The following is a 12,975-nucleotide window of genomic DNA, read 5'->3' on the forward strand; positions in this document are numbered from 1 at the left end:
CCTGTCTCCTCAGTGGTCCCGGACCCGCAGCCGGTGGGCCAGGGCCGTGAGTTCGGCGTGGACGACGGGTGGCAGGTCCAGGCCGTCGAGCACCTCGACGGCGGCGCTGATCTGCCGGTCAACCTCGGCTTGCGTCCAGGTCCGCCCGCCCGCGCTTTCCACCAGGTGGGCGGCACGTTCGAGATCGGGGCCGGTCAACGGGATGGGCTCGGCGTACAGCTCGCGGAGTTGGCGGCCGGGCGGATCGTTCGAGGACAAGGCCACCACGACGGGCACCGTCTTCTTGCGGGCGCGCAGATCGGACAGTACCGGCTTGCCGGTGACCGCCTGGTCGCCCCAGATGCCCAGCAGGTCGTCGGTGAGCTGGAAAGCCATGCCGAGGTGGTCGCCGTAGGTTGCGAGTCCTTCGACGACGTGCTCCGGCGCTCCGGCGAGCACCGCGCCGAGGGAAGCCGAGCAGGAGAACAGCGCGGCCGTCTTGTCGGCGGCCATCGCGAGGCACTCGGGAAGCGTGACGTCGTCGCGCTTCTCGAAGGCCACGTCGGCGCTCTGTCCGGCGATGAGGCGTCGAACCGTCGCGCTGAGCCGCGAGACGGCGGCCGGGGCGGTGGCCGATCCCACGTCGCCGAGGACCTCGAGGGCGAGCGTGAGCATCGCGTCGCCGGCCAGGATGGCCTCGGCGACACCGAAGCGAGCCCAGACGGTCGGTCGATGGCGCCGTTCGGTGTCGCCGTCGATCACGTCGTCGTGCAGCAGTGAGAAGTTGTGGACCAGCTCGCAGGCGACCGCTGCGGGGACTCCTTGCTCAACGGGCACGCCGGCCGCCTGGGCGGACAGCAACGCCAGCGTGGGACGCAGGGCCTTGCCGCCATGACGGGCTGGCGGCAGGGACCTGCCGTCGGCGTCCCACAGGCCGAGGTGGTAGCCGCAACAGTGGCGCGTGTGCGGATCCAGGCGATCGAGGGCGGCCCGCAAGGCCTGGTCGACGAGCTCGCGCGGTCCAGCGGTCGGGCTCATGGCAGGGCCTCCGTGAGTGCGTCGTGAGGCGCGCGGTCGTAGCGGTCCAGCAGGTCCGCCGCGCGGAGGCCGCTCCGTACGGCGCCTTCCATCGTGTCTGGCCAACCGGTGCGCGTCCATGCTCCGGCGAGGACCAGCCCGGGCACCTGCGTCAGAGGAAGTGGACGCAAGGACGCGGTACCCGGCCGTTGACGAAACGTCGCGTGCGGCTCGCGCGTGACGAACGCGTCGAGGAGGCGAGCGGCGCGGGCCTGCGGGAACAGGTCGGCGAGGGCGGCTGTGAACGCTCGGACAAGGACTTCCGTCGGTTTGTCCACCTGGTCGGACGCCGCAGACAGCGACACCACGAGGTACTGCCCGCGGCGGGCTCCGGCCGCGAGCGTTCGGTCGAAGACCCACTGGACGGGCGAGTCGAGGGCGGCCGCGAACGGCAGGTTCGTGACTCGTCGATCGTAGTGCAAGTGGACGTTGACGATCGGCGAGGAACCCAGGTCCGCCCAACGGTGTCGGTCGGGTGCCGCCTCGGTGGGCACGAGCTGGCTCGCCGCCTGGTGCGGGACCGCGACGACGACGGCGCGAGCCAGGCACTCGTCGCGTCGCGTCCTCAGCACGAACCTCGCGCCGTCGACGGCGATCCGCTGCACCTTGGTGCTGGTGTGGAGGCGGACGCCGAGCCGGTCGAGCAGCCGGCTCGCAGGGTCAGCGTGCAACTGGCGCAGGCTGGTCGCGGGAATGCCGAGGTCGGCGGCGTCCGCCTGCTCGAGGAGCCCGGTGCGGAAGACGCGTGCCGCCAGGGCCAGTGACGCCTGGTCTGGGGGTACGTTGAGCGCCGCCACGGAGATGAGCGCCCACAGTCGTTCGATCGCGCGCTCGGATTGCCGTCTCCGCCGGAGCCATGGACCGAACGCCACCCGATCAGCACTCGAGTCATCGGGGTCGACGGTCCGTAGCGCGGCGGCCGCGGTCGCTGCGAGCGCGCGTTCTCGGACTGTCAAGGGGGAGTAGCGCGCGAGCCCGCTCGCGAGATGGAGTGGCGCCGGTGCCCACGTGCCACGGCGCAGCCACGCCGTCCGAAGCGGACCGTCCGGGCGCGGACGGTGGAGCACCGGGATGGCGAACCGCTCTTGGATGGGGGCCAGGTGGCTCGTGCCGAGGCGCTCGAGCAGCTGTCGGTAGGACTGGTAACACCGCAGGAAGACGTGCTGGCCAGTGTCGACACTGAGCTCGCCCCGCTGGAACGAGTACGTCGCTCCGCCCAGGTGGGATCGCGCCTCGAACAAGATGACGGGGACGCCGCGATCAGCGAGGTGGAGAGCGGCGCTGATCCCGGCGAGGCCACCGCCGACGACAGCGACCGGTAGGTCGGTGGCAGGTGCTCCGCTCACGCATCCCCCCAGACGAGGGCGCGGACCGCGACCGCGGCCTTCTCTCGCGGGGTGAGGGAGACCCGCGTGGTTCGACACAGGTCGGGCTCGCTGTGGATACGGGCGAGCAGACGGTGGTAGATCCCCGCCATCGTGGCGGTGCAGGCGCGGCTGCGCCGGTCCAGGTAGGGGAGGAGCGTCAACCCGCGGGTGTACCACGCCTCGGCACGCTCGGCTTCGAATCGCACGAGCTTCGTGAACCCTGGAGGGTCGACGAGCCGCCCCTGGGTGTCGATGTCGAGCCGGCAGCCGAATCGGTCGAGGTCCTCCGCCGGCAGGTAGATGCGATTGCGTCGCCGGTCCTCCCGAAGGTCGCGCAGGATGTTGGTGAGCTGGAGGGCGATCCCGAGAGTGTCGGCGAGCGGCTCAGCGGTCGCCCGGTCCTCTGGGTCGAAGACGCCGAGCGAGAGCCGACCGACCGAGCCGGCGACGCAGCGGCAGTACCACTCGAGGTCGGCGAACGTCTTGTATCGGCGGCCGCGCACGTCAGCCTCACAGCCTTCGAGGAGCTCCTCGAAGGCTGTGAGGGGAATGGGAAAGCGGCGGGCCGCGTCCGCGAGCGCGACGAGCACCGCGTCGCTCGCGTTCCTGCCGCGCGGTGGGCCGTCCTGAAGCTCGTGGATCTGCTCGCGGAGCCGGGCGAGCTGGGCGAGCTTGCGTTCGGCGGGGAACGGGCCGTCACCCACGTCGTCGATGCGCCGCGCCGTCGCGTACACCGCCGAGAGCGCGCGTCGCTTGGCTGGCGGTAGGAGGCGGATTCCGTAGGAGAAGTTGCGCGCCTCGCGACGGGTGATCGCCTCGCATTCGGCGTAGGCCGTTGAAATGTTCATCCCCACCCTCTTATCACGCTTCGTATCCAGGCGCTCGCGATCTGGCGCGATGTTGGTTTGGGTACCCGCGAGAGCGGGTCGTAGTCGCTTCGGCGGAGGGCGGCGGCGGCCGCCCGTCCACCCGCGATGTAGCCGGACACCGCCAGCCTCGCCCGCCCGGACAGACCGGCCACCAGGGCGGCTCCGGCGTCCAGCCACGCCTCGGCGCGTCGCGTCTCGAACGCGATGAGTGCGCGGAGCTGGCTGGTCGCCGTCGGGCGAGCGAGGTCCTCCTCGGCGACGCCGAAGCGGCGCAGGTCCTCCTGCGGGAGGTAGACCCGACCGCGTCGGTAGTCCTCCGCCACGTCCTGCCAGTGCTCGAGCAGCTGCAACGCCGTGCAGACGCGGTCCGACAAGGCGATGCGCTCCGGCGTGGCACGGCCGAAGATGTGCAAGACGAGCTCGCCCACCGGATTGGCGGACAGCCGGCAGTACGCGAGCAGGTCGTCGAAGGTCTCGTAGCGGGTGACCTGTTGGTCCCACCGATTCGCCTCGATGAGCCGCAGCAGTGGGTCCGCCGGCAGCCGACGGCGTGCGATCGTCGAGGCGAGGGCCGCGACCACCGGATCGGTCGGCTCGCGGCGCTCCTCGTACAGGCCGCGCACGTCGGCCTCGATCCGGTCGAGCGCCGACAGGCGGTCACCCGCCCACTCGTCGCCGAGGTCGTCGACATGCCGTGCGTAGCGGTAGAGCGCCCGCAGGTCTTCCCTGATGCGCGGGGGTAGGAGGCGCAGCGCGACAGGGAAGTTCTCCCCGCTGGCCTTTTCGATCGGGTCTCCGCCGGGGGCCGTGGGGGCCGACCACTGGGCGGGGACGGCGTCGGACGACTGGTCGGACATGCGCGAACCCTCCTCGGTCCCCCTTTCCCCGAATCCGAGGATGGCTCGTCATGCGCGGTCGAAAAATCGTCGTGCGAGTCCGAAAATTGTCAGGCCGGCCCGGCGGAGCGGCCGATCCGCAGCTCGCGCAGGCTCGCCCACACGTCGGTGAGCGCCGAGACGCGCAGCAGGGTGAGCACGCCCAGGTAGGTGGCCAGGCAGACGGAGCCGGAGACGCCGAGCGCCAACAGCGCCTCGGGCCACCCAGGGCGTGCGGGCAGCGGCTGTTGCGCCAGCCACCCCGCCACCGCGGCGACACTCGCGGCGGTGACGACCCCCATCGTGGTCCGTACCAATGGCCCCAGGGCCACCGCGCGGTGTCGGCGGGCGGTGAGCACGCTCATCGTGGTGGCGGCGAAGACGACCGAGATGGAGGTCGACAGCGCCAGGCCTACCACGCCGTACCGCATGCCGAGTGTCAGGTCGCCCACGACGTTGAGCGCCATCGCGCCGAGCGCGCTCAACACCGGTGTGCGGCTGTCACCGACGGCCAGACAGGTCCGGGCGACCACCTCACGAACCGCGAGACCGGCGAGCGCGACGGAGTACGTGGCGACGGCCAGGGAGGTCAGCTCGACCGCCCGGGCGTCGAAGTTGCCCCGCGCGAAGAGGAGGACGACGATCGGCCGAGCGGCCACCGCGAGCACGACCACGACGGGGCTGATCAGCACGACCACGACGCCGAGGACTCGCCTGGTCGCCTCCCGCAGCTGGTCACGGCGTTCCGGGGTGCCGAGGGTGCTGAACGCGGGGAACAGCGTGGTCGTGAACGCGGTGACCATCACCACCTCGGCGAGCGTCACGATGCGCCAGCCGTAGCTCAGCGAGGCGATCGTCCCCGCCCCCTGCGCCGACCCGACCGCCCGGTCGACCATGGTGTTGACGTTGACGATCGCGCTGCCGAGGAGCAGTGGCGGCACCAGCCGGAGCATCTCGCGGAAGCCGGGGTCACGCAGACGGAACGACGGCCGCAGTCGCAACCCGATGGCGCGCACGGCCGGTAGCTGGACCAGGAAGCGAGCCGCCGAGCCGGCGACGAAGCCGCAAGCCAGCGCGGCGGCGCCGAAGGTGCCGCCGAACACGCCGACCGCGGTGATCATGACCAGGTTGAAGGGGATGCCCTGGAAACCGGCCCAGAAGAACCGCTGGTGCGCGTGGGCGGCGGAGGCGAGCAAGTTGGTCCCGGAGACGAAGACGGTGGCCGCCAGGACGATCCGCGTCAGGCGGACCGCCTCCTCCATCGTCGCCCCCTCGAAGCCGGGCGCGAGGACCGTGAGCACAGGTCGGGCGGCGACCGCCATCAGCACCGAGCCGAGGACGAGGACCGTCATGGCCACCGTCAGCGCGACACGGACCGTGCGGTGGCCGGCGTCCGTGCGCCCCGCGTCGACCGCGCGGGAGACGGGAGGGACGAGGGCGCGGGCCATGGCGCCGCTGATCAGCCCGAGGACCACGTTCATCAGTCCTTGGGCAACGAGGAAGGCATCGACCTCAGCGGACGCGCCGAAGACCGCCGCCATGATGGCGTCCCGCGCGAAGCCCAGCACCTGGCTCAGCGCGGTGAGGCACATGAGCAGCACGGAGGAGCGGACCAGCGCCCGCCGGGTCGTGCTCACCGATGTCCTCAGGCGCGGACGTCACGTCGGGGGACGCCGGGCTGAGAGGAACGCGGCCGCCTCACCGACGTCTCCTCGACGACTCGGCCCGACGCTTGCCTGGGGGTGGCCGTGTGCGGCGCGGGCAGGTACGGCAGGACGAGCGTGAAGCGGGCGCCCGAGCCGGGTACGGAGTCGAGCACGACGTGCCCGCCGTGAGCGCGGGCGATCGCGTGGACGATCGCCAGACCGAGGCCGGAACCCTCCGGCGCTCGTGTCGTGCCACGTCGAGATCGCCGGAAGATCCGACTCGTGTCGTCGTCCGGCACGCCAGGACCAGTGTCGCGCACCCAGAGGCGGACCGTCTTCGCGTCGACTCGGGCGCCGAACGCGATCGTGTCCCCTGGCGAGGTCACCTTGACCGCGTTGCGGGCGAGCTCCAACAACGCCTGGGTCAACCGCTGGCCGTCCGCGAACACCACCGCCTCGGACCGAGCGTCCACGTCCCAGGCGCGGTCACCGAGCGCCCGCGCTTTGTCGAGGACGTCGTCGAGCAGGAGTTCCACGTCGACGCCGGTCGGCTCGAGGAAGCCGGGGCGTTCGGCGCTGGCGAGTGTCTTGAGGTCCTCGACGAGACGAGTCATCCGGTCCAGCTCACCGAGCAGCAACGTCCGGGTCCTGTTCACCTCGGTCTGGTCGTCGACCCGAAGCAGTTCCAGGTGTCCACGCATGATCGTGATCGGTGTCCGCAGCTCGTGACCCACGTCCTCCAAGACATGAGTCGGTCCAGTGGTGCCGAGAATCCGTCCGACGATCGGCCAGGCGAGCGCCCCGGTCAGGCCGAGCCCGAGCAGGGCCGCCACAGCGAACGGCGGCGCGAGCGGGATCGCGACCCCGATCGAGAACGGAGAATGGGCCGGCGTCACGATACCCGCCTTCGCGACGACATAGGCCGTGATCGCGGTCGTCATCGTCGCCAGAGCAGCGAACCCGACGATCAAGCCCACGAACCGGACACGCGTGCGCGAGGTGGCGTCACGTCGTGCCCTGGTCAAGACCATTCCCCGTTCGGCGGTTGATCGGATGCCGACCGAGCCGATTATTCCCACTTCGGTCCGGAAATGTTCCACCAATCGCGTTGGCTTGGTAGGAGGTCGTTCGATGAGCCGAATCCTCGTCGTCGAAGACGAGCCCGCGATCTCGGACTTCGTGGTGCGAGGCTTGCGGGAGCACGGGTTCGCCGCTGCGGCCGTCACCAATGGGGCGGCGGCTCTCCACCACGCGGCCACCGGTGAGTTCGACCTGCTCCTGCTCGACATCGGACTTCCGGACCGAGACGGGTTCTCCGTCATCCGACAGCTCCGCGCCAGCCGGAACGACATTCCCGTCGTCGTCCTCAGCGCTCGTGACTCGGTGACCGACACGGTGAAAGGGCTGGAGATCGGAGCGGACGACTACGTCTGCAAGCCGTTCCGGTTCGAGGAGCTCCTCGCTCGCATCCGATTACGTCTTCGCGACGCTCGGATGTCGTCGGGCATGCTCATGCGGAATGGCGAGCTGGTCCTCGACTTGCGCACCCGCCGCGCGTACGTCGACGGCCGGACCGTCGAGCTCACCACTCGTGAGTTCCTCCTCGCCGAGCTGTTCTTCCGCCGGCCCGGTGAGGTGATCTCCCGAGAGGAGCTTCTGTCGCACGTGTGGGGTTACGACTTCGACCCCGGCTCGAACGTCGTCGACGTCTACATCCGCTACCTGCGGCGCAAGATCGGCGCGGAGCACATCGAGACCGTCCGCGGGGTCGGATACCGGCTGGTCCGACGATGAGAGATCTCTCATCGTCGCGACATCGTGCTCTCCGCGCGTGGGAATGAATGCCGAGGGGAAGGCAGACAGTGATTTCCGTCGGTCGAGCCACGGGGGTGTTCCATTTCCACTCACGGGACTTCTCAGCAAGAGACCTCTGAGACACCGCGCTGGTCGACGATCACCGTCGACGGCCAGTGCTTCCAGCGGCTGCCGATTCGCACGCACTGGCTCTCCGAGCACGACGACCTCGCTGAGGTCTTGCTCACGTACGGCACCGAGCGTCGGCCTGGCGACACGGTGGTGATCAGCGAGAAGATCGCGCTGCTGCTCACCGACAGGACGATCCCCGCTGATCCCACGCGCGTGCAGGCGGATGCCCGATGGCTGTGTCGTTTCGTGCGGCCTCGCCCCGACTCCCTTGGGTTGGCGCAGCCTGTCAAGATGCAGTGGGTGATCGACACCCTGGGTCGCCCCCGGGTCTACGCCGCGGCGGCGGCTGCCGCTCTCACCCGGCCGTTCGGCATCCGTGGTGGGTTCTACCGGGTAGCCGGGCCAGCCGCCCGGGACATCGACGGTGGGCGTCCACCCTACGAGCACCTGCTGTTCCCGCCGTTCGACGTGGCTGAGGCGACCGAGCTCTGCGAGGAGCTCGCCGCCAAGCTCGAGGTGGGTGTCGCGATCGTCGACATCAACGACTACGGCGGCACGATCCGCGCGCGCTCGGCGGGAGCGCTACCGGAGCGGACCCTGCTCGGTGCGCTCGCCGACAACCCCATGCGACAGCGGCGCACCGGCACGCCGCTGGCCTTGGTCCGCCCGGTCCTGTAAGTCGCGTCCCAGGTCCCGTTCCGTCACCAGCTCACGGCCGGTCCGGCTCGGCTTGCCCTGGAGGCTGGGGTGGCCGGCGCTGCTCCGACCGGTTCCGCCAGGGCTCCGGGGTCGTTCTCGGACCGGGTTGCCCCGCGAGCCGCGCGGGCGTGGGGCTCTCAGGCCGGCCGGGCGGGGTGGTCGTGGACCGTCCCCACACCGGCCTGGCTGCGGCCTGGGCAAGCGTCCCTTGGTCCCGTGTGGGCCGCCCATGCGCGGGACGTCCCTGAGCCGGCCGACCCTGGGCCAGCCGACCCTGGGCCAGCTGACTCTGGGCTGGCCGACTCTGGGTCGGCCGGCTCGGAGCCGCCCGACCCGCACGGTCTTGAGCGGGGCGCCCCGGTCCCGATCGAGTGGCGTGGGTCAACAGGCGGTCGTCGGCGGTGCCGTCGATGACCTGATGAGCCAGCACGGCCAGGCGCATCTGGTTGCTGCGGGCAAAGCCGCGCAGGATGGTGAACGCCTCGTCGATGGGGATCCCACGTCGCTCGGCGAGAATGCCCTTGGCCTGCTCGATGACGAGCCGACTGTCGAGCGCGCGTTGCAGCTGCTGGGCGAGCGTCTCGGCCTGCCGTCGGCGACGTTCACGCACGAGGGTGATCGCCGCGACGCGCGCCAGGGTCTCGGCGAGCCGGCCGTCGGTGTCGCCGTCGTCGCCTGTCCCCTCGTAGTAGAGCTCGACCGCTCCGAGCACCTGGGTGTCGTAGCGGAGCGGCCACGCCCGCACCGACCGGAACCCGAGGCGACGGGCGTGTGAGGCGAAGTCGGTCCAGTGAGGCGGCGCGGCGTCCAGGTCGGGGCAGGTCACCGGGCTGGTGGACCGGACGGCGTCGTGTCCCGGCCCCTGGTCGTCCGGAGGGCTGAGCAGCGCGGACACCCGCTCTCGCGCGGCGGTCGACGGGACCGCGTCGAGGTGGCCGTGGTCGTCGGCGAGCCGAACGATCGCGGCGGCGGCGCGTAGCAGCTCCACGGCGGTGTCGGCGAGCCGGCCGGAGAACGTTCCCACCTCGAAGTCTGGAACCAGCGTGTCGGAGAGCTTGACGAGCGCCTCACTCACCAGGTAGTCACGTGACACATCAACCCCCATGTTCGTTCACCGGGTCGGATCACTGGACGCACGACCAGGCCATCCGGTGTGCTGTGCGGTGGACGCGAGGCGGCCACCACAGTGGGGCCACAGCGGCTCCCACGTGGGCGGTGACGGCGGCGCGGGCCATGCTCCACGTGGTCTGGGGGCCGCTCACGTGGTCTCGCTCCCACACGTGGCCTCCGTCCCGTGCCACCAGCACCTGTCGCACATATACCCACGGGAGCGCGCTTACCCGTTCTTCCGGCTCCTCACAACCGTGCGCGTCTCATTTGTTCGCCGCGACTGACGTTCGCCGCGAGCAAGACGGCGTGAGCCGGCAGGCCGGCGTCGACAATCCGCCGCTGCGAGCGCGAGTTGGCCGGAGTTGGGCGTCTGGATCCTGTTGACGTGATCGACATCTCGGCAATTTACTTGCCCGCACCAGGTGCCGCTTGGCCCGGCATCGCGACGCACTCGTTTCAGCGGACGCGATGTGCTCATCGCACATGGAGGGCAGGCGTGATGGGGTCGAACGGTCGCATGTACGAGGACGTCAAGGACATCCTCCGGCACCAGATGAGGAGTCGACGGGACGTCCTGCGCGCCGGGCTCGGCGCGAGCGCCGCGCTGCTGTTCGGTGGAGCCGCGGCGGCGTGCTCATCGGAAGGTGGGCAGTACTCGAGCGCGGGACGACGGCCACCCGAGGGTGCCGAGCAGCCACCCCGAGGCCGAGCCAACATCCCCACGCCCCGGGAGAAGACCCTGATCATCGGTCAAGTCGACTTCCAGGTCTTCAACAGCTTCAACGGTCGCATCCCCAACGGCGTCCAGTCCGGCAACGGCTTCGACGTCGTCTGCAAGGAGTACCTCTTCTACCTCAACATGCCGACGGGTGAGCTGATCCCGTGGCTGGCCACCGGCTACGAGTACAACGACGACCACACCACGTTGACGTTCACCTTCGACCCGAAGGCGCGGTGGAGCGACGGAGAGCCGTTCACCTCCCACGACTTCAAGTTCACCGTCGAGTTGATGCGCGACAACCCGCAGTTGCTCGGCGGTGGAGGCGACTTGAAGGACTACGTCGCCAACGTCGCCACGCCTGACGACCACACCGCGGTCCTGGAGCTCAGCCAGCCCAACCCTCGGATGCACTACGGCTTCATCTGCACCATCGTCGCCGGCTTCGACGTCCTGCCCCGCCATGTCTGGGAAGGCAAGGACCCGACGAAGTTCAAGGACAACCCACCCATCCGGACCGGCCCCTACGTGCTGGACAGGGCGATCCCCAGCCAGAAGATGTTCGTCTGGAAGAAGAATCCGGACTACTGGAACAAGGACAAGCTCGATCCGGCGCCGGAGTTCGTCATCTACCAGTCCGTCGCGGAGTCGCAGGACGCCGCGAGCCAGGCGTTCCGTCGGGCCGAGTTCGACGTGGGCTCGCTGGACGAGGAGCACGCCAAGGTCTTGCGCGCTGAGGGCTACCCGAACCTGGTGACCACCCCATTCCACGACCCGTGCCCGCGGGCGCTGTGGCTCAACTTCGACTCCTCGCGCGGGATCATGAGCGACCCGCGCATGCACTGGGTCATCAACTACGTGATCGACCGAGAGAAGATCGGCAACACCGTCTGGCCCGTCAAGACCCCACCCGCGCAGTACCCGTGGGCGGACTACGACGGCAACAAGAAGTGGGAGGTCCCCCACCTCGCGGAGAAGTACAAGTTCGAGTACAACCCGCAGAAGGCCGCCCAGCTGCTGGACGAGATGGGCGCCACGCTGGGGCCGGACGGCGTGCGCCGGTGGAAGGGCAAGCCGGTCTCGGTCGAGATCATCACGCCGGCCGGCGTGGACGGCGCGGAGTTCATCATCGGCCAGCTCATCGTGGAGGAGCTCCGCAAGCTCGGGCTCAAGGGCTCCTCGGTGCGGAGCTACAGCGGCTCGGTCCACAGCGAGAAGTGGGAACGTGGCCAGTTCGACATCTCCTCGCAGTGGGTGTGCAACGTCTCCTGGGACCCCAACCAGCTGTTCAGCGCGCTCCAGAGCCGCTGGGCCACGGACGTGGGCACCAACGCCGTCGGCCGTAACCAGGTGCGCATGCGGAACGCCAAGCTGGACGAGCTGTCTCAGCGGCTGCAGACCATGGACCCGGAGAGCGCCGAGGCGAGGACGCTCATGGAGCAGGCGCTCGAGGAGTACTTCCGCACCTTGCCGGTGATCCCGGTCATCCAGACCGCCTACCCCGCGTACTTCAACACCACGTACTGGACGGGCTGGCCGACCGAGGATGACCTGTACCAGGTCCCCAACAACTGGTGGGGTCAGTTCCTGTTCGTCATCGGCCGACTCAAGCCGACGGGAGCGAAGTGAGCATCGCGAAGTCGAGCGCGCTGGCGACCGGCACGCGTTCGATCCGGTCCTTCCTCGCCGCGCACCCCCTCCTGAGCTACGCCCTGCGACGCTTCGGGCTCTACGTGGTGGAGCTGTGGGGCGCGATCACCGTCGCGTTCTTCTTCTTCCGGCTCATCCCCGGCGACCCGATCCAGACGTTCATCCAGACCCTCCAGCTCAACTACGTCTACAACCAGCAGGCGAGCGCGGAGGTGATCGCTCGATACCGGGAGGAGTTCGGGCTGGACGGCAACATCGTCACCCAGTACCTGCACTACCTCCACCAGGTCCTGATCCGCCAGGACCTGGGCCCGTCCCTGCTCAACTACCCGACTCCCGTCCAGGACGTGATCATGCGGGCGCTGCCGTGGACGGTGGGTCTGTTGGGCATCTCCGCTGTGCTCGCCTGGTTCCTCGGCCTGCTGGCGGGCGCGGTCGCGGGGTGGCGTCGCGGCAAGTTCGGTGCGGACCTCGTGACGAACCTGGCGATCGCCTTGTCGCACGTGCCGTACTACTTCCTGGCGCTGATCCTCACCTTCATCTTCGCCTACCAGCTGAACTGGCTGCCGGCGAGGTCGGCCTACGACGCGCGGCTGGAGCCCACGTTCAGCCTGGAGTTCATCGCCAGTCTGTTGCGCTATGGTCTGCTGCCGAGCCTGTCGATCGTGGTCATCGGGGTGTTCAGCTGGCTGCTGTCCACCCGGATGCTCATGGTCCCGGTGCTCGGTGAGGACTACCTGGTCTACGCGCAGGCCAAAGGGCTACGGCCCAGGCGCATCCTCACCCGCTACGCCCTGCGCAACTGCTACCTGCCGCAGGTCACGGCGTTCGGGATCTCGCTCGGCTTCATCTTCAACGGCAACGTTCTGGTCGAGCAGCTGTTCAACTACCCCGGCCTGGGCGCGACGTTGGTGAACGCCATCAACATCTTGGACTTCAACACGATCATGGGTGTCACCAACCTCGCGATCTTCGCCGTCCTCACCGCCAACTTGATCCTCGACCTGATCCTTCCGTTGCTCGACCCGCGGGTGAAGTACTGGCGCTAGCCGCGACAGG

Annotated in this window: 11 protein-coding genes; 4 read left to right on the forward strand and 7 right to left on the reverse strand. The window is 69.4% G+C overall.

Annotated features, from left to right (window positions below; all coding sequences use genetic code 11):
* Positions 1-9: 9 nt before the first annotated feature.
* The 6 genes from DFJ64_RS10840 to DFJ64_RS10865 all read right to left on the reverse strand — a co-directional run bounded on the left by DFJ64_RS10840 (position 10) and on the right by DFJ64_RS10865 (position 6,754).
* Positions 10-1,017 (reverse strand): polyprenyl synthetase family protein, encoded by a 1,008-nt coding sequence (locus DFJ64_RS10840; protein ID WP_115850344.1) that lies wholly within the window; start codon positions 1,015-1,017, stop codon positions 10-12.
* On the reverse strand, positions 1,014-2,402 hold the full coding sequence (gene hpnE, locus DFJ64_RS10845; protein WP_211310570.1) for a hydroxysqualene dehydroxylase HpnE: 1,389 nt from the start codon (positions 2,400-2,402) through the stop codon (positions 1,014-1,016). Before hpnE ends, DFJ64_RS10840 begins: the two co-directional genes overlap by 4 nt.
* On the reverse strand, positions 2,399-3,271 hold the full coding sequence (gene hpnD / locus DFJ64_RS10850) for a presqualene diphosphate synthase HpnD (RefSeq protein ID WP_115850345.1): 873 nt from the start codon (positions 3,269-3,271) through the stop codon (positions 2,399-2,401). Before hpnD ends, hpnE begins: the two co-directional genes overlap by 4 nt.
* The gene (gene hpnC, locus DFJ64_RS10855) at positions 3,268-4,149 is read right to left on the reverse strand and encodes a squalene synthase HpnC (RefSeq protein WP_115850346.1); all 882 of its coding nucleotides are present in this window, start codon (positions 4,147-4,149) and stop codon (positions 3,268-3,270) included. Before hpnC ends, hpnD begins: the two co-directional genes overlap by 4 nt.
* An 89-nt stretch (positions 4,150-4,238) precedes the next feature.
* The gene (gene murJ / locus DFJ64_RS10860) at positions 4,239-5,804 is read right to left on the reverse strand and encodes a murein biosynthesis integral membrane protein MurJ (RefSeq protein ID WP_115850347.1); all 1,566 of its coding nucleotides are present in this window, start codon (positions 5,802-5,804) and stop codon (positions 4,239-4,241) included.
* Between the two features lie 8 nt (positions 5,805-5,812).
* Entirely contained in the window at positions 5,813-6,754 is a 942-nt protein-coding gene (locus tag DFJ64_RS10865; RefSeq protein ID WP_170152577.1) for a sensor histidine kinase, read from the reverse strand.
* 190 nt (positions 6,755-6,944) lie between these two features.
* Here DFJ64_RS10865 and DFJ64_RS10870 point away from each other — a divergent pair, with 190 nt between their 5' ends.
* Entirely contained in the window at positions 6,945-7,607 is a 663-nt protein-coding gene (locus DFJ64_RS10870) for a response regulator transcription factor (RefSeq protein ID WP_115850349.1), read from the forward strand.
* A gap of 240 nt (positions 7,608-7,847) precedes the next feature.
* Entirely contained in the window at positions 7,848-8,417 is a 570-nt protein-coding gene (locus tag DFJ64_RS10875) for a hypothetical protein (protein ID WP_245941061.1), read from the forward strand.
* Between the two features lie 31 nt (positions 8,418-8,448).
* On the opposite strand, the gene DFJ64_RS10880 is transcribed toward DFJ64_RS10875, so the two are convergent.
* Positions 8,449-9,543: a GAF and ANTAR domain-containing protein gene (locus DFJ64_RS10880; RefSeq protein WP_115850351.1), complete on the reverse strand. Its 1,095-nt coding sequence runs from the start codon at positions 9,541-9,543 to the stop codon at positions 8,449-8,451.
* 504 nt (positions 9,544-10,047) lie between these two features.
* Here DFJ64_RS10880 and DFJ64_RS10885 point away from each other — a divergent pair.
* On the forward strand, positions 10,048-11,895 hold the full coding sequence (locus tag DFJ64_RS10885; protein WP_115850352.1) for an ABC transporter substrate-binding protein: 1,848 nt from the start codon (positions 10,048-10,050) through the stop codon (positions 11,893-11,895).
* On the forward strand, positions 11,892-12,965 hold the full coding sequence (locus DFJ64_RS10890) for an ABC transporter permease (protein ID WP_245941062.1): 1,074 nt from the start codon (positions 11,892-11,894) through the stop codon (positions 12,963-12,965). Before DFJ64_RS10885 ends, DFJ64_RS10890 begins: the two co-directional genes overlap by 4 nt.
* The last annotated feature ends 10 nt before the right edge of the window (positions 12,966-12,975 follow it).

This window comes from Thermasporomyces composti, assembly GCF_003386795.1.
In the GTDB taxonomy this organism is placed as follows: domain Bacteria; phylum Actinomycetota; class Actinomycetes; order Propionibacteriales; family Actinopolymorphaceae; genus Thermasporomyces; species Thermasporomyces composti.

Coding starts and splice junctions, on each gene's coding strand:
- DFJ64_RS10840 (WP_115850344.1), bottom strand. CDS start 1,017: ATGAGCCCGACCGCTGGACCGCGCGAGCTCGTCGACCAGGCCTTGCGG.
- hpnD (WP_115850345.1), bottom strand. CDS start 3,271: ATGAACATTTCAACGGCCTACGCCGAATGCGAGGCGATCACCCGTCGC.
- hpnC (WP_115850346.1), bottom strand. CDS start 4,149: ATGTCCGACCAGTCGTCCGACGCCGTCCCCGCCCAGTGGTCGGCCCCC.
- DFJ64_RS10865 (WP_170152577.1), bottom strand. CDS start 6,754: ATGACGACCGCGATCACGGCCTATGTCGTCGCGAAGGCGGGTATCGTG.
- DFJ64_RS10870 (WP_115850349.1), top strand. CDS start 6,945: ATGAGCCGAATCCTCGTCGTCGAAGACGAGCCCGCGATCTCGGACTTC.
- DFJ64_RS10880 (WP_115850351.1), bottom strand. CDS start 9,543: ATGGGGGTTGATGTGTCACGTGACTACCTGGTGAGTGAGGCGCTCGTC.
- DFJ64_RS10885 (WP_115850352.1), top strand. CDS start 10,048: ATGGGGTCGAACGGTCGCATGTACGAGGACGTCAAGGACATCCTCCGG.